The following is a 20,213-nucleotide window of genomic DNA, read 5'->3' as shown; positions in this document are numbered from 1 at the left end:
GGCAGGGCATTCGCCCGCATCAAAGAGAGGCAACCACATCATGCGTCACATCGGCAAACGGCTCGGCGCCATGCTCGGTCTCGGCCTGCTGGCGGCCACGCCGGCCTTCGCACAGTCCACCACCCAGCCCCCCAGCCTGACGGGCCACGTCCGCACCGGCACGCTGCGCTGCGACGTCGCCGCCGGCACCAGCTTCATCTTCGGTTCGACGCGTGACGTGCAGTGCGTTTACACCTCGGCGGGCGGCGGCATGACCGAACGCTACACTGGCGAGATCAGCCGCTATGGCGTCGATATCGGCTTCACCGGCGCCGGCGTGATGCTGTGGGGCGTGCTGGCGAGCACGGGTGACATCCGGCCCGGCTCGCTGGCCGGCACCTTCGCCGGCGTGACGGCGGCGGCGACGGCCGGCGTGGGCGGGTCGGCGAATATCCTCGTGGGCGGCAGCAACCGCGGCATCGCGCTGCAGCCGGTCAGCGTCGAAGGCAATACCGGGCTGAACATCGCGCTCGGGGTTGGCGAGTTGAAGCTGGTCGCGGCTCGCTGAGGCTCCTTGGAGAGGGGCTCTGCCCCTCTCCAAACCTCACCCCGCCAAAGGCCTAACGGCCTCTGGACACCAATACTTGGCGCTGGACGCCGGGAGCCGCCGTTGCGCGCAACAGGCGTGTAGAGGTGGCGGGCGCCCCTCCCTGCCCAATCCCGACAGATGGCTTTCCAAATGACACTGTCATTTGGTGGGGTGGTCCGGAGGGGCAAAGCCCCTCCAGCCTTACGTCTCAGCGCGTCGGCGTCGGCGGCTTCGTCGAGTAGTCGTAGAATCCGCGCCCCGACTTCCGCCCCAGCCAGCCCGCTTCCACATATTTCGCGAGCAGCGGCGAGGGCCGGTACTTCGGGTCGCCGAGACCTTCATGCAGCACCTTCATCACGCTCAGCAGCGTGTCGAGCCCCACGAAATCCGCCAGTTCCAGCGGCCCCATCGGGTGATTGGCGCCGAGTTTCAGCCCTTCATCGATCGCCTGGACGGTGCCCACACCTTCCATCAGCGCCTGGATCGCCTCGTTGATCATCGGGCAGAGCACGCGGTTCACCACGAAGCCGGGCCAGTCCTGCGCGAGCACCGGGGTCTTGCCCATGCGTTCGGCCAGCGCCTTCACGGTCTCATAGGTCGCATCCTCGGTGGCGAGGCCGCGGATGATCTCGACCAGCGCCATCATCGGCACCGGGTTGAAGAAATGCATGCCGATGAAACGGCCCGGCCGGTCGGTCGCGGCGGCCAGCCGCGTGATGGGAATGGAGGAGGTGTTGGAGGCGAGGATCGCGTCCGGCTTCAGCACCGCAGGCAGGCCGGCGAAGATCTTCTTCTTGATCTCCTCATTCTCGGTCGCGGCCTCGATGACGATGTCGCAATCGGCGAAGGCGTCGTTGCCCGTGGCGGTGGTGATGCGGCCGAGCGCGGCGGTCTTGTCATCGGCGGTGATGATCGCCTTCTTCACCTGGCGGTCCATGTTGCCGCCCATCGTCGCCAGCGCCTTGTCGAGCGCGGCCTGGCTGACATCCATCAGCACGACCGACAGGCCCGAGAGTGCGGCGACATGCGCGATGCCGTTGCCCATCAGGCCGGCGCCGATCACGCCCAGTTTCACGATTTCAGCCATGTCATGCTCCGCCAATGCATCAGTGTGACCCTGGCGACTTAGCTCGCCGGCGGAACTGCGTCGATGCCATCCAGAATAAGATGCGTCTTGAGACCTGTTATCGATGGCCAGGAACTCAATGGCCGTAACTTTTGTCGCATCCACCTCGCCATGAAAGTAGGCACGCACCCGTCGAGCGCTTATTCCGAGACGCCGCCCGACTGTGTGAAATGCAAGTTTAAGTGGATTACCCTTCGCACGTTCGAGGAAGAGTAGCTGTCGAATTTGGTGTGCAACAGCCTCAAGTATTGCCTCGGCCGATGGAGCATGCTCCGGCGCATTTGCCATCGTTCGAGCCCAATAAAGTGGTCGCCGCAATGATCATGATGCCTCTGAAATCGAACCGATCAAAAGCAAAAAATGAGAGGCGCCCGCTGGGGCGCCCCCCGACATCACTTGGACAGTTCGGCCTCAAGTTCCGGAACGGCCTTGAACAGATCCGCCACCAGGCCGTAGTCGGCGACCTGGAAGATCGGCGCCTCCTCGTCCTTGTTGATGGCGACGATGACCTTGCTGTCCTTCATGCCGGCCAGGTGCTGGATGGCACCCGAGATGCCGACGGCGATATACAGCTCGGGGGCGACGATCTTGCCGGTCTGGCCGACCTGCATGTCGTTCGGCGCATAGCCGGCATCGACCGCGGCGCGTGAGGCACCGACGGCGGCGCCGAGCAAATCCGCCACCTTCTCGATGATGGCGAAGTTCTCGGCCGAGGCCATCGCCCGGCCACCGGAGATCACGATCCGCGCGGCGGTCAGTTCCGGCCGCTCCGACTTCACGATCTCCGCGCCCAGGAAGGTGGACAGGCCCGGGTCCTCGGCGGCCGGCGCGGCCTCGATCGGGGCGGACCCGCCCTCGGCCGGCACCGGGTCGAAGGAGGCGGCACGCACCGTGATCACCTTCTTCGCGTCCGATGACTTCACCGTCGCCATCGCATTGCCGGCATAGATCGGCCGCACGAAGGTGTCGGCATCGATGACGCCCGAGATGTCGGACAGGATCTGCACGTCGAGCAGGGCGGCGGCGCGCGGCATCACGTTCTTGCCAGCGGCCGAGGCCGGCGCCAGCAGATGCGTGTAACCCGGCGCCATTGCCACCAGCAGCGCGGCGACCGGTTCGGCGAGGCCATGGGCAACAGCGCCACCCTCGGCGGTCAGCACCTTGGCGACGCCCGGCAGCTTCGCTGCGGCCGCGGCGGCAGCCCCGGCGCCTTCACCGGCGAGCAGCAGATGCACCTCACCAAGCGTCGCGGCGGCGGCGACGGTGCTGCGCGTGGGCTGGGTGATGCCGCCATCCTTGTGGTCGGCGAGAACGAGCACGGCCATGGTCAGATCACCTTCGCTTCGGTGCGCAGCTTGTCGACGAGTTCGGCGACCGAGGCCACCTTCTTGCCCGCCTGGCGCTTCGGCGGTTCCTCGACCTTCAGCACGGTCAGGCGCGGCGTGACATCGACGCCGAGATCGGCCGGCTTCACCGTCTCGATCGGCTTCTTGCGCGCCTTCATGATGTTCGGCAGCGAGGCGTAGCGGGGCTCGTTCAGGCGCAGGTCGGTGGTGATGATCGCCGGCAGCTTGAGCGAGACGGTCTCAAGCCCGCCATCGACCTCGCGCGTGACCTTCAGCGTCTCGCCATCCTTCTCGATCTTGGAGGCGAAGGTGCCCTGGCCCCAGCCGAGCAAAGCGGCCAGCATCTGGCCCGTCGCGCTCATGTCGTCGTCGATCGCCTGCTTGCCGAGAATGACCAACGTCGGGCCTTCCTTGTCGACGATCGCCTTGAGCAGCTTGGCTACCGCGAGAGGCTCCAGCACGCCGTCATGTTCGACCAGGATGCCGCGGTCGGCGCCCATGGCGAGCGCGGTGCGGATCTGCTCCTGCGCCGCGGTCGGGCCGGCGGAGACCGCGATGATCTCACTGGCGACGCCCTTTTCCTTGAGACGGACGGCTTCCTCCACCGCGATCTCATCAAAGGGGTTCATGGACATCTTGACGTTCGCGGTCTCGACGCCCGTGCCGTCCGCCTTGACGCGAACCTTCACGTTGTAGTCGACCACCCGCTTGACGGGGACGAGAACCTTCATCGCTGGACCGTGTGCCTTCTTGGATTGGGCGCGCATGCTGGCCGCGCGCAGGGGCCGGAAAATACGGGGCGGACCCCGTCAGGGCAAGGTTCGGGGCGCTAGTGCCGCATGGCGAGCAACAGAATGCCGAAGATGACGAGCGCCAGGAACTGCAACCCGATGCGCCAGCGCATCAGCAGGTTGGAACGGCGGGAATTACCCCGCCCGCCGGCCATGCCCAGCACGCCGGCAAGCAGCACCCCGAGCGTGCCCAGCATCGCGAGGCCGAGCAGGATGGTGAGGAACGTGATCATGGCTTCCTACCTAGACCCGTTTCACGGCTTCGCAACAGCCCTTCCGCCAAGCATCAGCCCCGCGCCCAGCAGCGCCGTGGCCGCGCACAGGCCGAAGCCGAGCCCATAGCCGCCCGAGGCCTGCACCAGCGCCGAGAAGGCCGGCGGGCCCACCAGCATGCAGGCGCCGAACACGAACCCCGCCGCCGCCGTGGTCGCCCCGACCTTGCCATGCGGGGCGAGTCGGGCGGTCTCGGCCAGGAACACGCCGTTCCAGCCGATCGCCGTCGCCCCCATGGCCATGCCCGCCAGCGTCACCAGCACCCCCGGCCAGGCCGGCCCGGCCAGCAGCAGCGCCAGCCCCGAGGCGGCGGTCGCCAGGCCAAGGCCCACCAGCACCGGCCGCGCGCCCGCCCGGTCCGCCGCGATCCCCCAGCATACCCGCCCGGCCACGCCCGCACCCTGCGCCAGGGCCAGACGGAAGCCGGCCTCGGTGAGCGGCACGCCGAGCGCCTCGACCTGGAAGACGACGAAGAAGGAGGAGAAGCAGAACTGCGAAACGCCATAGAGCGCTGACATCATCGTGAGCCGCCGCAACAGCGGCAGGTGCCGCAGGATCGCCAGGCTGCCGAGCGCCGCGGTCCAGATCGACCGCAGGTTGCCCAGCCGCGCGGCGCGGTCGCGCTCGGCATCGAGTGGCTTGCGCAAGGGCTGCAGCACGACCGCCGCCGTCACCAGCAAGGCCGAGACGGCCAGGATGCCGGCCCGCCAACCAAAGGCCGCGGCGATCACCGGCGTGACCGCGGCAACCAGCATAGACCCCGCCGGCACGCCGCATTGCTTGAGGCTGAAGATCAGCGATCGGCGGTTGGCCGGCGTGCGTTGCGCCAGCAGATGGCTGCCCGCCGGCGTGACCGGCCCATGGCCGACGCCACAGGCGAAGGCCGAGACCGCCAGGGCGACCGGATGCGCCAGCACCGAGACGGCCAGCGCCAGGCCGCAGAAGGTCAGCCCCGCCTGCAGCACCCGGATGCCCCCGTAGCGATGGATGAAGGCCCCGGCGAGCGGCCCCGACACCAGCGCCCCGCCATAGACCAGCCCGGTATGGATGCCGGCCAGTGCCGCAGGAATGCCCGCTTCCGCGGCTATGGCCGTGGCCAGGACCGGGACGGCGAGGAAAACGCCCATGCCGGCGAGATGCACGCCAAGCAGGGCAAGCATCACGGTCCAGACGGATGGGGAGTGTTTCATGCTGCGCCGCAATGCTGGACCGAGCGCGACGATGCCGCAACGGGGGCGGCCCGACTTGACCTTGGGCGCCGGTATGGGGTCCCTGCCGGCATGAACGGCCTCATGCGACCCCTCCTGGCATTCCTGTGTCTCCTGCTGCTGGCCTCGGCGGGGCGGCTCGCCGCGCAGTCGCCGGTGGATGCGCCCGAGCCGCTGCCCGCCGTCGAAGCCCCCGCAGCCCCCAGTGCGCCCCGCCCGCCGCGCCAGCCGACGGCGCCACGCAACGCCACCCCGGCGCCGGCGGCCCAGCCCGCGACGGCCGCGACCGCCGTGCCGACCGGCAGCGAGGCGGAACGCCTGCTCCGGCTGTTGCAGGACGACACCCGCCGGGCAGAGCTGATCCGCACCCTGCAGGGGCTCTCCGCGGCCACCGGCGGTGCCGCGGCGCCTATGCCGGCCGCCGCGCCCGCGACCGTGCCGGCCACCGCGCCGGTACCGGCCGCAACCCCGGCGCCGGCCGCGACGCCCGAGGCCCCCGCCGCCACGCCGCCCGTCAGCGAGGCGCTGCTCGCCCCCAACACGCTCGGCGCCCAGTTGCTGCAGGGGGCTTCGCAACGGCTGACGGCGCTGTCGGAACAGCTGGTCGCGACCGTCCGGACGATCGCCGACCTGCCCTCCCTGTTCGCCTGGCTGTCCTCCATGGCGCGCGACCCGGTGACGCAGTACCGCGTCGTCGATGCGGCCTGGAAACTGCTGCTGGTGCTCAGCCTTGGCCTTCTCGCGGAATGGTTCGCGGCGCGAGCCCTGGCGCGGGCACGCGACAGGCTCGATTCACGCGCCCCGGAGGAGGGCGTCGCCTATTCCCGGCTGCGCCGCATTCCGCTGGTGGTCGGCCGGCTCGGGCTCGACTTGCTGCCGATCGCCGCCTTCGCGGTGGTCTCCTACGGCCTGATCGGCGCGGTGCAGCCACTGCCCACCACCGAACTCGTGTTGCTGACGGTCAACAACGCCTACATGGCCTCCCGCGCGGTCATGGTGGCGTCGCGCATGGCGCTGTCGCCGGCCTCGCCCATGCTGCGGCTGCTGCCGGTGGGCGACGAGACGGCGGCCTACATCACCATCTGGCTGCGCCGCATCACCGTGGTGATGGTGGTCGGCTACGCGGTGGCCGAGGCCGGGCTGCAATTCGGCCTGCCCTGGACCGCCTATGATTCGATCCTGCGCGTCTGCGCGTTGCTGGTGACGATGTTCCTCGTCATCGTCATCCTGCAGAACCGCACGGCGGTCTCGGATGTGCTGCGCGCGCCGGAACTGCCCGAAGGGGCCACGCCGGACGCCACGCGCCGGCTGCTGCGGGTGGCGCGCGACCGCGCCGCGGAGGTCTGGCACTTCATCGCCATCGCCTGGCTGATCGCGGCCTGGGGCGTGTGGGCGCTGGAGATCCAGGGTGGCTTCTGGCGGCTCATTCGCGTCTCGCTGCTGACCCTGCTGGTGCTGGGTGGAGCACGGCTGATGGACATCGCCATCCGCCGCGCCATCGACCGCGCCTTCCGCATCACGCCCGACCTGGCGCGCCGCTACCAGGGGCTGGAAGCGCGCGCGAACCGCTATCTGCCGGTGCTGAAGGGCATCTTCTCCTTCTTCATCGGCGGAATCAGCCTGTTGCTGCTGCTCGAGGTCTGGGGGCTCGACGCCTTCTCCTGGTTCGGCCAGGGGTCGCTGGGCAGCCGGCTGATCGGCTCGATCGCCTCGATGAGCTTCACCATCCTGGTCGCCATGGCCGCGTGGGAAGCCACCAACGCCGCCATCGAGCGTCACCTCGCGCATCTGTCGCGCGACGCCAAGGCGGCGCGCAGCGCCCGCGTGCGCACCCTGCTGCCGATGCTGCGCACGGCGCTGATGATCACCATCCTGATCGTCGTCGCCTTCATCTTCCTCACCGAGATCGGCGTGAACGTCGCACCGCTGATCGCTGGTGCCGGTGTCGTCGGCATCGCCATCGGCTTCGGCTCGCAGACGCTGGTGCGCGACGTCATCACCGGCATCTTCCTGCTGTTCGAGGATGCGGTGGCGGTGGGCGACGTGGTGCAGGTCGGCGGCCTGTCCGGCGTGGTCGAGCAATTGTCGATCCGCTCGATCAAGCTGCGCGCGCAGGATGGCAGCCTGCATATCATCCCGTTCAGCGCAGTGACGACGGTGACCAACATGACGCGCGACTTCGCCTTCGCCGTGCTCGATATCTCGATCGGCTACGGCGAGGACACCGACCGCGTCACCGACGTGCTGCGCAGCGTCGCCGCCGAAATCCGCGAGGACGTGAAGTGGCGCCCGGTGATCCGCGACGACCTCGACATCCTCGGCGTCGAACGGCTCGGCGATTCCGGCGTGGTGATGCGCATCCGGCTGAAGACCGACCCGTCCCAACGCTGGGCGGTGGCGCGCGAGATGAACCGACGCATCAAGCGGCGGTTCGACGAACTCGGCATCGAGATACCGTACCCGCACCAGAAGCTGGTGATGGAACGACCGCAGGAACGGCACCCGGCGGAGGTGGTAGCGGGGCCGGAGACCGCGTGAGGGCAGCGGCGGTCGCCGGCGGGTAAAAGGGCGCGTTGGAGGGGCTCTGCCCCTCCAGACCTCCCCGCCAAAGGCCTAAGGCCCTCTGGACACCTCGATCTGGCGCCGGGCCGCGCAGGAAGGCACAACCATACCGGGGCGCCGCGGGCATTGTTGCTTCAGGATTCCATCGGCTTCGCCGAGTGTTGCGCGTGGCAGCGCCGATGATGCTGGAACGAAACAGGACTGGATCGCCCGCCCACCCTGGCGCGCCGTTTAGAAGACGGTTCCCAAAATCAGAATTTCCTTTGGGCATCATCCTTGGCGCTTGGCATCGCGACACGGATGGATGCCGAGATCCTTCTGGTGCCCAACGCGACCTTGGTTCCCGAAAAACCCCCACAACCCAACACCAAAAAATGGTGTCCAGAGGCCCTTAGGCCTTTGGTGGGGGAGGTCCGGAGGGGGCGAAGCCCTCTCCGATTCCACCCTCGGTCAACACGAACTGGGCACCTTCACGCCCCCCGCAACCGCGCCACCTCCGCCTCCAGCGCCGCGATGCGTTCGTCCCGCTCGGCGATCGCGCGCGCCACGTCGGCCGCCTCGAAACGTTGCGGGATGTGCTGCGGGCAATTCGCGTCCCAGGCGGTGACGTGGATGACGATCGCCTGTTCGGCGCGCCCCTGGCCGCCTTCGGGCACCAGCATCTGCAAGAGGGCCGGGTCGTCGGTGACGACGCGCGCCGTGCCCCAGATCTTGATGCGCCGCCGCTGCGTGTAGTCCATCAGGAAAAGCTGCACGCGCGGATTCTCGGAGAGGTTGCCGAGGCTGACATATTGCCGGTTTCCGGCCAGGTCGGCGAAGGCCAGGGTTTCCGCGTCCAGCACCCGCAGGAAGCCGGGCGGCCCGCCGCGATGCTGGATATAGGGCTGCCCATCCGCACTGGCGGTCGCGAGGTAGAAACTGCGCTGGGCGGCGATGAAGGCGGCGAGGTCCGGGGTGATCTCGGCCTGCCAGCCGCCGCGGCGTTCCATCCGCGCGTAATGCTCACGCGAACCGCGCTCGGCCTGGATCGCCTTCACGGCGGGGGAGAAGGCGACGTCACTCGAAGGGGTCGGGTCCATGGTCGGTCTCCAGGGGCGGGGATGGTGGGGGCCGCCATGCCCGGCGGATCATGGCCGTGCCGGGCGGGGGAATCACCAGGCTCGGCCATGCCGCGGGGCAAGGCAGAGGGGTGCGGCTGGCGCGCGCCAGCCGCGACCGGGTCAGGCGGCACGGGCCACGGCGGGGAAATCCACCTCGGTGCCGGCAACCTCGTTGACGTAGTTGGTCAGTGTGTTCAGCGCGACATGCACGGTGATCTCGAGGATCTCGGCATCGCTCCAGCCGGCGGCACGGATGGTGGCGATCGCCTCGTCGCCGACATGACCGCGCGACTGGGTCACTGCGACGGCGAAGCGCACCGCCGCATCCGCCTTGGCGTCGTTCGATCGGCCGGCGCGGTTGGCGGCGATCTCGGCGGCGTCGAGCTTGGCGAGGTTGGTGCCGAGATAGGTATGCGCGGCCAGGCAATAGCCGCAGCCATTCACCTCGGCGACGGCGAGCGCGATGCGTTCACGGGTGCGCGGGTCGAGCGCGCCCTTCGCCAGCGCGCCGTTCAGGCCGAGATAGCCGCCGAGCGCGGCGGGGCTGTTGGCCAGCACGCGGAACAGGTTCGGCACCGAGCCGAGCTGCGCCTTCACGCCGTTCAGCAGCGGGCGGGCGGCTTCGGGGGCGGCGTCGATGGTCGCCGGGGTGGGGATGCGGGACATGGGGTGCTCTCCGAATGACGGGGCGGGTGATCCGTCCTGTGCCGGGAAGATGCATCCGGTCGTCGTTTGGGATAATCATGTCATTCTGAACAGGATCACTGCGGAGAACGCAACAATGACCGATCGCTTCGATGCCATGGCGGCCTTCGTCGCGGTGGCCGATGCCGAGGGCTTCGCCCCGGCGGCACGGCGGCTGGGGCTGTCGCCCTCGGCCGTGACCCGCTCGGTCGCGGCGCTGGAGGAACGGCTCGGGCTGCGGCTGTTGCAACGAACCACCAGGCGGGTGGCGCTGACCGATGCGGGCAGGCGGTTCCTGGTGCGGGCGCGCCGCATCCTGGCCGATCTGCGCGAGGCCGAGGACAGCGCGGCGGCCGAACGCAGCGCGCCGTCGGGGCATCTCGTGGTCGCCGCGCCGGTGATGTTCGGGCGGCTGCATGTCGGGCCGCTGGTCTGCGAATTCCTCTCCCTGCATCTCGACGTGACCGGCGAGCTCACCTTGTCGGACCGCTATGTCGACCTGCTGGAGGATGGCGTCGATGTCGCGCTGCGCATCGGCGAATTGCAGGACAGCACGCTGGTGGCGCGGCGGGTGGGGGAAACGCGGCGGGTCTGGGTCGCCGCACCGGAGTATCTCGCCAAGGCCGGCGTGCCGCAGGGGCCGGAGGACCTCGCCAGACATCGCGTCATTCATTGCAGCGCGCTGGGGGTGGAACGGGTGTGGCGCTTTCATCGCGAGGGCGCGGTGCGGACGCAGGCCATCACCCCGCGCTACGTCACCAACAGTGTCGATGCGGCGCTGTGGCACGCGGCGCAGGGCGGCGGGGTGACGATGGCGCTGTCCTACCAGGCACAGGAGGCGGTGCGGGCCGGGCGGCTGGTGACGGTGATGGAGGCATTCGAGCCGCCGCCGCAGCCGATCCAGTTCGTCTATCCCTCCGCCCGGCTGCTCTCGGCCAAGGTGCGGGCGCTGGTGGAATTGGCGCGCGCCACGCGGGATTGGCGGTTCACGGCGCTGTAGCGGCGTCCCATCCGCAGGCCCGCAGCGCCGCCTGCATGTGCGGCGGCACCGGCGCCGTGGCGGCCAGCGGCGGGTCGAGGGGGAGGGCGATGGCCCGCGCCAACAGGTGCAGCCCGCCCGGGGCGGCCTCGCCATAGAGCGGGTCGCCGAGGATAGGCCATCCTTGGGCCGCGGCATGCACGCGCAGCTGGTGGGTGCGGCCGGTCTCGGGGCGGAATTCCACCCAAGTCAGGCCGGTGCCGCGGCCGAGCACGCGCCAGCGCGTGACGGCAGGCTGGCCCTCGGGGTGAACCTCCATGCGCCAGCCACGCGCGGCGCTGCTGGTCTTGCGCAGCGGGGCGTCGATCGCGCCGTCATCCTCGGCCGGCCCGCCGCGCAGCACGGCCCAATAGGTCTTGTCGGCCTGGCCTGCCGCGAAGATCCGCCCCAGCGCGCCAAGCGCGGGTTTGGTGCGGCCGAGCACCAGGCAGCCGGCGGTGTCGGTGTCGAGGCGGTGGGCCGGCTGCGGCAGGTGGCGCCTGCCCATGCGCAGCTGTTCCAGCCAATCCTCCATGGAGGCGCCGCCGCGCGGGCCGCGATGCACCGGCAGCCCGGCGGGCTTGTCGAGCACCATCGCATCGTCGCGCAGCAGGATGATGCGCGCGGCGATCGGGGCCGGCGGCGCTTGGCGCGGCGCGGCCGGGCGTGGGAGCCTGCCGCGCATCATGACTGGATCACTTGGCAAGCCTCTCGTCATCTGCCTCGGCAACGTGGTGGCCGACCACACCTTTCGGGTCGAGGACATACCCCAGCCGCCGGCGAAGATCGCCGCCCGGTCCTACAGCATCGGCCCCGGCGGCATGGCCGCCAATGCGGCGATCGCGGCGTTGCGGCTGGGCGGCAGGGCCGCCTTCTGGGGGCGGGTCGGCGATGACCTGAATGGCGAGCCGCTGGCCGCGGCGCTGGCCGCCGAGGGGGTGGATGTCACCGGCCTGCGGCGCGTGCCTGGCGGGCGCACGCCGGTCGGCGCGGTACTGGTGGACCCGCGCGGCGAACGGACGATCATTTCCTTCCGCGGGTCTGGGCTCGGGACGGATCCGGGCTGGCTTCCTCTCGATAAATTGAAAGGTGCCGGGGCGCTGTGCTGCGACCCGCGCTGGCCGGAGGGCGTCGCCGCCGCCGCCGCCGCCGCGCGGGCCGCCGGAGTGCCGGTGGTGCTGGACGGCGAACGCAGCGAGACGCGCATCCTGGTCGACTTGGTGCCACGGGTGGATCACGCGATCTTTTCGGTCACCGGCCTCGCCAATTTCGCGCCGGGCTGTTCGCCCGAGGAGGGGCTGCGGCGGGCGATCGCCTCGGGGCCGGTGAAGGTCGCGGCGGTGACGCAGGGGGAGAAGGGCGTGTTGTGGCTGGTGCCCGGCGCCGCCAAAGCTGAGCGCATTCCCGCCTTTCCGGTCGAGGCGACCAACACCACCGGCGCGGGGGATGTGTTCCACGGCGCCTATGCGCTGGCGATGGCCGAAAGGATGCCGGTGGACCAGGCGATGCGATTCGCCGCTGCTGCCGGAGCGCTGCGCGCACGCGATGGCGCGACACCGGATCGCGCCATGGTGGAGGCGCTGCTGGCATGACCTTCTCAAACCCTCGAACGCCGGGCGCAAGGCTCTGGTTTGCTTGGCTTTCGCCGGATTGCCGGCGGGCCGCAGCCTCGGCACGAGTCGGAGCCTCGTGCCGCTGACATGACGGCAGCCGGCGTGGACGGTCCATGCGCCGGGGCAGCTGAAACGCAGGAAGAGGCCAGCTGGTGCCGGCCCCTGCCTTACTCGCCGGGCGAGAGCGTCTTGATCAGGTCGAAGACGCGCTTGCGGATCGACGGGTCGGTGATGCGGTAATAGGCACGCACCAGTTCCAGCGTCTCGCGGCGATGCAGCGTGTCGTCCTCGAAGCCTTCCTGCCCCTCGGCGAAGCCGAAGGCGCCGCCGCGCGAGCGATTGGCGGCATTGCCCCCCAATTCCGGGGACATGTCGTCGAAGAAGAAGCCGATCGGCACATCCAGCACGCGGGCCAAGTCGAACAGGCGGCTGGCGCCGATCCGGTTCACACCGCGTTCATATTTCTGGATTTGCTGAAATGTCAGACCAAGGGCCTCGCCGAGCTTTTCCTGGCTCATGCCAAGAAGCGTGCGACGCAACCGTACGCGAGTGCCGACATGGACATCGATCGGGCTCGCGCGATGTTCGCGTTCCACCCGTTCTACGGTCTCATTGCTCGACATCAACACCTCCGCTGCTGCGCCAGTCATGAAATTCCTCCCGCCGCGATTGCGGTGAATGCAGCCACGCCCCGTCGCAGCAGTAGGCCTTGATTCATTTTCCGTCAACTCTTTTTCTTATTCTCAATAATTGAGACGACAAAAGGCAGCACAGCTCACGCGCTGTGATCGCGCTGCTGATCTATCCATGTCTCTTCCACCACCCGAACGCGAGTGCGCCAGCCGAAAGAATCGCCGCCACCAGGAGGCCGAGCCGGGCGAAGGGCGTCGGTTCCCGCGGTGCGGGTAACGGCGCCATTAGAACCCCCGTCTCACCCAGACCGGTGCGGGCCACCTCACGTCCTCGCGCGTCGAACACGGCTGAAATGCCGGTCTGCGCGGCGCGCGCGAGAGGCAGGCCCTCCTCGACCGCCCGCATCCGGGCCGCCGCCAAATGCTGCCAGGGGCCGGCCGAGATGCCGAACCAGGCATCGTTGGTCACATTGACCAGCCATGCCGGCCGCTCACGCGGAACAACCGCAGCGGGAAATATGACTTCGTAACAAATCAACGTGCCGAAAGGCGGCACACCATCTACCCTCATAGGTTGCAACTCGTTACCGGGCGTGAAATCCATTCCGCCCTGCACCAACCGGATCGGCAGCAACCCCGACAGCGGCATGTATTCGCCGAAGGGCACCAAATGGACCTTGTCGGCGACCCCCCGCACCGCACCGGCCGGGTCGATTGCCACAAGGCTGTTGAACACGCGTCGCAAGCGCCGGTCCGGTCCGTATTCGGCCCGTACCGTGCCGGTCAGCAGAATGGCACGCTGAGGCAGGGCGCCCGCTATGAGCTGGCGCACATCAGGATCATCGGCGACGAGAAAAGGCACGGCCGTCTCCGGCCAGATCACCACCAGCGTCTGGTCCTCGGGCAGCTCGCGCAGCGCGGCCAGGGCGGCTTCGCGCGTTGCCTCGATGTAGCGGCGCAGGATCGGGACGCGCTGGTCCTCGCGCCACTTCACCTCCTGCGCGATGTTGCCCTGCACGATCAGCAGCCCGACCGGCTGCGGCGGCGGTTCGGCCGGCCACAGCCGCACCAGCCCGAACAGCGCGAAGCCGGCCAGTGCCGCCGCGCCCCCCAGCATCGCCCGCCGCCCGAGCAGCGGCGTGGCCGCGATGATCAGCGTGGCGAGCGACAGCCCATGCACGCCGACCCAGGCCGCCGCCTGGATCGGCAAGGCGCCGAAGGCCCAGACCGTGCCAAGCAGGTTCCATGGGAAGCCGGTGAAGGCCCAGCCGCGCAGCATCTCGAACAACACCCAGGCGCCAGCGAAGACCAGCACGCGCGGACAGCCGGCCCGCACCTTCCAGGCCAGCACGGCCGGCCCGGCCACGAAGACCGCGAGCGGCAAGGCTAGCGCCGGCACCGCGATCGGCACCAGCCACCAGAAATGCGCGACATCGGTGAGGATCGCCTCGGTGATCCAGTACAGGCCCGCGACGAAGAAGCCCCAGCCCCAGGCGAAGCCCACCCAGAAGGCGCGCTTCCAGCTCACGGCGCCGTTCAGCATGGCCAAGAGGCCGGGGATCGCCACCAGCAGGACCGGCACCGCATGCACCGGCGGTAGGGCCAGGGCGGCCAAGGCGCCCAGACCGATCGCCGTGACCCAGAACCGCCACCCCCGCCGCGACGCGAGATGACCCAGAAAACGATCCCACATGCGAAGCGGTCCTAGTCGGCGAGGGGTGGCAATGATGGTCGACGCTGCGACGCAGGCGGGTTTTGCCTCAGCATGGGCAGGATGGCCCGAGACAATGATGGGACGCAGCCCCCCGGACCGGCCCGGTGCGTCCGGCAGCGGGCAGCATCCGCCCGCCGCGGCCGGACCCCCGCGCCACCAGGGCGCCCCTTGAGCGCGATGGCCGCCGGCGCGACTGCACGGATGTCGGAATCACATGATTAAACAATAATTTAGGGCGTGATAGGTGAACGAAGGTGAAGCAATCACGCTCTCGTATCCTGCTTCCGAAGTCCTCGGCATTTCTGAATCAGGACACCAGCCCTTGTTCTCAGTGACCAGCTTGTCCCCTGCGTTCACCGGTGATCCGGCGAACGCATCTGGCGGGACACCAGGCCTATTCGGCCGCCGCGCGTTGCGGTTCGGCCCCGGGCAGCCGCACGCGCAGCCGCCTGATGCGTCGGGGGTCGGCATCGAGGACCCGGAATTCGAGCCCCGAGGGGTGAGAGATGAGTTCCCCCTTGGCCGGCACGCGCCCGGCCAGGGTGAAGATCAGCCCGCCCACCGTGTCGATGTCGGCGGCGCGCTCCTCCTCGGTCAGGATCTGGCCGAGCCGTGCCTCGAAGACCTTGATCGGCGTTCGGGCGTCGAGGTCGATCGTGCCGTCCGGACGCTCGGTGATCTGCGGCGCCACGTCCTCGTCATGTTCGTCTGAGATGTCGCCGACGATGGTCTCGACCAGATCCTCGATGGTGACCAGACCGTCGATGCCGCCATATTCGTCGACCACCAGCGCCATGTGGATGCGCGCGACGCGCATCTGCAGCAGCAGGTCGAGCACTGGGATCGAGGGCACGACAAACAGCGGCTTGCGCAGGATGGCCTTGATGTCGAAGGGCTTGTCACTGCCCACCGAGGCAAAGACATCCTTGATGTGGACCATGCCAGCGATGTCGTCGAGGCTCTCGCGATAGACCGGATAGCGGCTGTGGCCATCCTTCTGGATCAGGCCGATCGCCTCCTCCAGCGTGAGGTCCTCGGACATCGCCATGATGTCGGCGCGCGGCACCATCACGTCACAGGCGGCGGTGCCCTGCAGGCGCAGCACATTGGACAGCAGGGCGCGCTCGTGGGTGTCGAGGTCGCTCTCGTCCAGCTCGGTGGTGTCGCGATGGTCCTCGCCGCGCTCGATCAGTTCCTCGACCCGGTCGCGGACCGATTCGGCGGCCTTGCGGCGGAGCAGGCCCTGCAGCTTCCAGAACAGGCCCGGTTTGCCTGACAGGTCGCTCATGACACGCCCCGCCAGGGGTTGGGCAGGCCGAGCCGGCGCATCACCCGCGCCTCGGCGCGTTCCATGCGGCGCGCCTCGCCGGCTTCGAGGTGGTCATGCCCGGCCAGGTGCAGCGCCCCATGGGCGACCAGATGAGCGAGGTGCGCCGAGGTCTTGCGCCCGGCCTCGCGCGCTTCCCGCCGCACCACGCCGAGCGCGAGCGCAACATCGCCGAGCTGCCCCGGGATGCCGGTCGGGAAGGAAAGGACGTTGGTCGGCTTGACCTTGGCGCGGTGCCGCCCGTTCAGCCGCTTGACCGCGGTATCGTCGGTCAGCAGGACGGTGATGGCGCCATGGGCGCCGGCCTCGCGCAAGGCGGCCTCGACGGCGCGGCGCGCAAGCGCTTCCGGCCGTTTGACGGCGGCGCGCCAGCCCGGCGCCGCCAGAATCACCGAGATGTCGGACATCTCCTGCGACCCGTTCCGAAGCCCAGCCTGATCACTTGAAACGTGACCGCGGCCGGGACGGCTACTTCCCGGTTCCATATCTCTCCTTCTTTGCCCGTGACTGATCGTCGGCCCGCCCATAGGCGGCGACGATCCGGGCCACCAGCGGATGCCTTACCACATCCCGCTCGGCGAATCTCGCCACACCGATGCCCTCCACCCCCTCGACGATCTTCAGCGCCTCGGCCAGGCCCGAGGGTTGGCCGGCGGGCAGGTCCACCTGCGTCGGGTCGCCGGTGATGACCATGCGCGAGCCCTCCCCCATACGGGTGAGGAACATCTTGATCTGCGCAGGCGTGGTGTTCTGCGCCTCGTCGAGGATGCAGTAGGCATGCGCAAGGGTGCGGCCGCGCATGAAGGCGAGCGGGGCGATCTCGATCTCCCCGGCGGTGATCCGGCGGGCGACCTGCTCGCCGGGCAACATATCGTGAAGGGCGTCGTAGAGCGGGCGGAGATAGGGGTCGACCTTCTCCTTCATGTCACCGGGCAGGAAGCCGAGGCGCTCGCCGGCCTCGACCGCCGGGCGCGACAGCACCAGGCGATCCACGCGCCCGGTCTGCAGCAGCGCCACCCCCTGCGCCACGGCGAGGTAGGTCTTGCCGGTGCCGGCCGGGCCGACGCCGAATACCATCTCGCGCTTGGCCAGCAGGTCGATGTACTCGGCCTGGGCGGGCGAGCGCGGCGCGATGGCGCCCTTGCGGGTGCGGATTGCCGGCAGGTCGCGCAGCGGCAGGCGGGGTTCGCCCTGTTCGGCGCCGCCCTCGGCCAGGCGCAGGGCGGCCTCGACTTCACCCGTGCCCACGGGATGTCCCTGTTCCAATCGTTTCCACAGCGCCAGCAGCGCCGCCTCCGCCATTTCCGTCCGTTCCGACCCGCCCGAGATGGCGATGCGGTTGCCGCGTGACGCCAGGCGCACGCCGAGCACCTGCTCGATCCGCGCCAGATGCCGGTCATGCTCCCCATGCAGGAGCGGCAGCAGGACGTTGTCGTCGAATTGCAGCGTGATCGAGCGTCGGTCGATCGGGCTGCGGGGGTCCGAGGCGCGGAGGTCGAGGCTGGGTGTTGTGGTCAAGCGGCTGGTCTCTCCCTGGTTGCGGCATGGTGGGACGCCTCGAGCGCCCCGGTAAGGGAATTGGGGTGTCCGGCGAGGATTCGCACCGGGACCACCTGCCCCGCGAGGGCGGCGGGGCCATCGAAATGCACCGGGTTGAGCCACGGGGTGCGGCCGGCCATCTGGCCGGGGTGACGCCCCGGGCCGGTGACCAGCACCTCGACGAGCAGCCCGGCGCGGGAGCGGTTGAAGGCGGCCTGCTGGTCGCGCAGCAGGGCCTGGATCTCGGCGAGGCGACTGTCCTTCAGGCTTTCCGCGACCTGCCCGGCCATGGTCGAGGCGGGCGTGCCCGGGCGGGCCGAATATTTGAAGGAGAAGGCCTGGGCGAAGCCGGTGTCGCGGATCAGCGCCATGGTGGCGTCGTGGTCGGCATCGGTCTCTCCGGGATGGCCGGCGATGATGTCGGTGGACAGGGCAAGGTCGGGCCGCGCGGCGCGCAGGCGCTCGACCAGCCGGCGGTAGTCATCCGCCGTATGGCCACGGTTCATCGTCCGCAGCATGCGGTCGGAGCCCGACTGCACCGGCAGATGCAGGAAGGGCATGATCGCCGGCGTGTCGGCATGGGCGGCGATCAGATCGTCATCCATGTCGCGCGGATGGGAGGTCGTGTAGCGCAGCCGGGCGAGGTCCGGGATTTCGGCCAGGGCGCGCAGCAGGCGGCCGAGCGTCCAGGCGCGGCCATCGGGACCCTCGCCATGCCAGGCATTCACATTCTGGCCGAGCAGCGTGATCTCCCGCGCGCCGAGCGCGACCAGGCGGCGCGCCTCGGCGATGACGGCCTCGGCCGGGCGGGAATACTCCGAGCCGCGCGTGTAGGGCACCACGCAAAAGGAACAGAATTTGTCGCAGCCTTCCTGCACGGTGAGGAAGGCCGTCACGCCCTGCGGTGCCGTCGTCTCGGGCAGGTGGTCGAACTTGTCCTCGGGCGGGAACTCGGTCTCGATCACGGCGCCGGCGGCGCGCGAGGCGCGGGCGACCATCTCCGGCAAGCGATGGTAGGATTGCGGACCGAGCACGATGTCCACCCAGGGGGCGCGGGCGGTGATCTCCTTGCCCTCGGCCTGGGCGACGCAGCCGGCCACCGCGATGACCATGTCGCCGCCACGGGCCTGCTTGGCCTCGCGCAGCCGGCCGAGATCGGAGAACACCTTCTCCGTCGCCTTCTCGCGGATGTGGCAGGTGTTGAGGATGACCATGTCGGCCTCCTCCGCCACCTCGGTCGGCGCATAGCCGAGCGGGGCCAGCACATCCGCCATGCGGGCGCTGTCATACACATTCATCTGGCAGCCCCAGGTGCGGATCAGAAGGCGCTTCCGCGGGGGCATCGTGTCGGTCATTCGGGTCAGGCTCCGCCGGCCTCGCCGCGCAGGTCGCGGCGAAGGCAGGCGGGGGAGATGCGCACCACGGCGGCGCGGGTCAAGCGACCAGGAGCCTGAAGCGGATCGTCATGACGGAAGCGTGGCCGGCGGGTCCGCGTCGGGTCAAGCGTCGTGATGATGACAGCACGGTTGACGGGGCCTTGCCCCTCCGAACCACCCCACCAAAGGGCTGTGCCCTTTGGAATGCCATCTGTTGGCGCCGTGCGCCGTTGCCAGGATCGGCGCAGAGGCCGGTCTCCGCGCCCAACTGGGGCTTCGCGGGCCATAGCTGCCCCCCTCCCCAACACCAATTCGAAATATTCACAGGACCTAAGCTGATGGGCACCCATTGACGTTGCCGTGAAACGTCAATGGGACCCGTGTCGGGGTGGCTTGGAGGGGGCAGCGCCCCTCCAACCTTCTCTCACCCGCGCGGCGTCGGCACCCGCAGCCGCAGCGGCACCACAGCCCGGTTCTGCCGCAGCAGCGCGGCGCCGTCGGCAACGACGTCGCTGACCGCCGCGGTCAGGGCCTTGCGGTCGGCGAAGGCAGCCGGGTCGGCCGGTTCATGCAGCAGCACCGTGGCTCGCGCCCCGGAGCGCCGGGCGATGCGCCAGAAATGGGTGGCGAGGTCCATGTCACCGTACCAGGCGAAGAAGGGCCGGTCGCGCCGGCAGGCCGGCAGCCCGCCGAGCCGGTCATAGACCAGCGAGATCGGCTGCAGCTGCTTCGCGTCCTGCGCCACGGTCAGAAAGGAGGAGCGGAAGGGCAGCACCCGCGTGCCGTCATTCGAGGTGCCTTCGGGGAACAGGATGATGCTGTCCCCGCCGGCCAGGCGGTCCTGGATCTCGCGGGCTTCCTTGCCGGTGCCATTGCGCTTGCGGCTGACGAAGATGGTGCGGCCGAGCCGGGCGACGGTACCGGCGACCGGCCATTGGCCGACCTCGGCCTTGGAGACGAAGGAAGCCTGCAGCACGGCGCCGAGCACCAGGATGTCGAGCCAGGAAGAATGGTTCGACACATAAAGCACCGAGGGCGCGGTGCAGGGCTGCCCGACCACCTGGATCTTCAGGCCGATCACCCGGCAAAGCCCGCTGTGATAGGTGCGGGCGAAGGACATGGCGGCCCGAGTGGAGACGCGGATCAGCACCATCTGGATCGGCACCGCGATCAGCGTCCAGAGCAGTGCGGTGGTGATGCGGCGCACCGCGCGGAAGCGGCCGCCATGCGGACGGGGTTCCATCACGTCGCCCCAGGCGGCGCCCGGAATCCACGGCTGGAAATTCAGCGGCGACCCGCGCATGAGCCGGCGGGGCTTGAGGGCGTCTTCCGGTGC

19 protein-coding genes are annotated in these 20,213 nt (G+C 69.3%); 4 read left to right on the top strand and 15 right to left on the bottom strand.

The genetic code is table 11. The annotated features are described in order from the left end of the window. The first annotated feature begins 40 nt into the window (after positions 1–40). The gene (locus IEY36_RS14190) at positions 41–547 is read left to right on the top strand and encodes a DUF992 domain-containing protein (RefSeq protein WP_188967725.1); all 507 of its coding nucleotides are present in this window, start codon (positions 41–43) and stop codon (positions 545–547) included. Between the two features lie 229 nt (positions 548–776). On the opposite strand, the gene IEY36_RS14185 is transcribed toward IEY36_RS14190, so the two are convergent. From IEY36_RS14185 to IEY36_RS14165, 5 genes are all read right to left on the bottom strand, one after another. Next, positions 777–1,655, bottom strand: coding sequence for a 3-hydroxybutyryl-CoA dehydrogenase (locus IEY36_RS14185; RefSeq protein ID WP_188967724.1), 879 nt, complete (start codon positions 1,653–1,655; stop codon positions 777–779). Between the two features lie 431 nt (positions 1,656–2,086). Continuing rightward, the gene (locus tag IEY36_RS14180) at positions 2,087–3,019 is read right to left on the bottom strand and encodes an electron transfer flavoprotein subunit alpha/FixB family protein (protein WP_188967723.1); all 933 of its coding nucleotides are present in this window, start codon (positions 3,017–3,019) and stop codon (positions 2,087–2,089) included. A gap of 2 nt (positions 3,020–3,021) precedes the next feature. Further along, positions 3,022–3,771, bottom strand: coding sequence for an electron transfer flavoprotein subunit beta/FixA family protein (locus tag IEY36_RS14175; RefSeq protein ID WP_188967722.1), 750 nt, complete (start codon positions 3,769–3,771; stop codon positions 3,022–3,024). Positions 3,772–3,869: 98 nt separating this feature from the next. After that, positions 3,870–4,064: a twin transmembrane helix small protein gene (locus tag IEY36_RS14170; protein WP_188967721.1), complete on the bottom strand. Its 195-nt coding sequence runs from the start codon at positions 4,062–4,064 to the stop codon at positions 3,870–3,872. Between the two features lie 21 nt (positions 4,065–4,085). Then, positions 4,086–5,294, bottom strand: a complete 1,209-nt coding sequence (locus IEY36_RS14165; protein ID WP_188967720.1) for an MFS transporter — start codon at positions 5,292–5,294, stop codon at positions 4,086–4,088. Positions 5,295–5,396: 102 nt separating this feature from the next. Between IEY36_RS14165 and IEY36_RS14160 the strand changes: the two genes are divergently transcribed. Next, a complete protein-coding gene (locus IEY36_RS14160) occupies positions 5,397–7,850 on the top strand; it encodes a mechanosensitive ion channel family protein (RefSeq protein WP_188967719.1) in 2,454 nt (817 codons plus the stop codon). Positions 7,851–8,344: 494 nt separating this feature from the next. On the opposite strand, the gene IEY36_RS14155 is transcribed toward IEY36_RS14160, so the two are convergent. After that, on the bottom strand, positions 8,345–8,953 hold the full coding sequence (locus tag IEY36_RS14155; protein ID WP_188967718.1) for a pyridoxamine 5'-phosphate oxidase family protein: 609 nt from the start codon (positions 8,951–8,953) through the stop codon (positions 8,345–8,347). A 141-nt stretch (positions 8,954–9,094) separates the two neighbouring features. Continuing rightward, positions 9,095–9,640: a carboxymuconolactone decarboxylase family protein gene (locus IEY36_RS14150; RefSeq protein ID WP_188967717.1), complete on the bottom strand. Its 546-nt coding sequence runs from the start codon at positions 9,638–9,640 to the stop codon at positions 9,095–9,097. A 115-nt stretch (positions 9,641–9,755) separates the two neighbouring features. On the opposite strand from IEY36_RS14150, the gene IEY36_RS14145 reads away from it, so the two are divergent. Continuing rightward, a complete protein-coding gene (locus IEY36_RS14145; protein ID WP_188967716.1) occupies positions 9,756–10,658 on the top strand; it encodes a LysR family transcriptional regulator in 903 nt (300 codons plus the stop codon). On the opposite strand, the gene IEY36_RS14140 is transcribed toward IEY36_RS14145, so the two are convergent. Beyond that, positions 10,645–11,364 (bottom strand): RluA family pseudouridine synthase, encoded by a 720-nt coding sequence (locus tag IEY36_RS14140; RefSeq protein ID WP_229681313.1) that lies wholly within the window; start codon positions 11,362–11,364, stop codon positions 10,645–10,647. The two genes, IEY36_RS14145 and IEY36_RS14140, sit on opposite strands and share 14 nt — an antisense overlap. Here IEY36_RS14140 and IEY36_RS14135 point away from each other — a divergent pair. Next, positions 11,363–12,268 carry a PfkB family carbohydrate kinase gene (locus IEY36_RS14135; RefSeq protein ID WP_188967715.1) on the top strand — a complete coding sequence of 302 codons (906 nt, stop codon included), beginning with the start codon at positions 11,363–11,365 and terminating at the stop codon, positions 12,266–12,268. The two genes, IEY36_RS14140 and IEY36_RS14135, sit on opposite strands and share 2 nt — an antisense overlap. A 188-nt stretch (positions 12,269–12,456) precedes the next feature. Here the strand turns inward: IEY36_RS14135 and IEY36_RS14130 are convergent, their stop codons facing one another. The 7 genes from IEY36_RS14130 to IEY36_RS14100 all read right to left on the bottom strand — a co-directional run bounded on the left by IEY36_RS14130 (position 12,457) and on the right by IEY36_RS14100 (position 20,180). After that, positions 12,457–12,912, bottom strand: coding sequence for a helix-turn-helix domain-containing protein (locus IEY36_RS14130; RefSeq protein ID WP_188967788.1), 456 nt, complete (start codon positions 12,910–12,912; stop codon positions 12,457–12,459). A gap of 178 nt (positions 12,913–13,090) precedes the next feature. Further along, positions 13,091–14,614 carry an apolipoprotein N-acyltransferase gene (gene lnt, locus IEY36_RS14125; RefSeq protein ID WP_188967714.1) on the bottom strand — a complete coding sequence of 508 codons (1,524 nt, stop codon included), beginning with the start codon at positions 14,612–14,614 and terminating at the stop codon, positions 13,091–13,093. 415 nt (positions 14,615–15,029) lie between these two features. Further along, a complete protein-coding gene (locus IEY36_RS14120) occupies positions 15,030–15,923 on the bottom strand; it encodes a hemolysin family protein (RefSeq protein WP_188967713.1) in 894 nt (297 codons plus the stop codon). Then, positions 15,920–16,369, bottom strand: a complete 450-nt coding sequence (gene ybeY, locus IEY36_RS14115) for an rRNA maturation RNase YbeY (RefSeq protein ID WP_188967712.1) — start codon at positions 16,367–16,369, stop codon at positions 15,920–15,922. Before ybeY ends, IEY36_RS14120 begins: the two co-directional genes overlap by 4 nt. A gap of 61 nt (positions 16,370–16,430) precedes the next feature. Then, positions 16,431–17,480, bottom strand: coding sequence for a PhoH family protein (locus IEY36_RS14110; protein ID WP_188967711.1), 1,050 nt, complete (start codon positions 17,478–17,480; stop codon positions 16,431–16,433). Further along, the gene (miaB, locus tag IEY36_RS14105) at positions 17,477–18,856 is read right to left on the bottom strand and encodes a tRNA (N6-isopentenyl adenosine(37)-C2)-methylthiotransferase MiaB (RefSeq protein ID WP_188967710.1); all 1,380 of its coding nucleotides are present in this window, start codon (positions 18,854–18,856) and stop codon (positions 17,477–17,479) included. Before miaB ends, IEY36_RS14110 begins: the two co-directional genes overlap by 4 nt. 445 nt (positions 18,857–19,301) lie before the next feature. Next, positions 19,302–20,180 (bottom strand): lysophospholipid acyltransferase family protein, encoded by an 879-nt coding sequence (locus IEY36_RS14100; protein ID WP_229681312.1) that lies wholly within the window; start codon positions 20,178–20,180, stop codon positions 19,302–19,304. Between the last annotated feature and the right edge of the window lie 33 nt (positions 20,181–20,213).

Source organism: Neoroseomonas lacus, assembly GCF_014644535.1.
Taxonomy (GTDB): Bacteria; Pseudomonadota; Alphaproteobacteria; order Acetobacterales; family Acetobacteraceae; genus Neoroseomonas; species Neoroseomonas lacus.
This window is presented reverse-complemented; position numbering and strand designations above follow the sequence as displayed.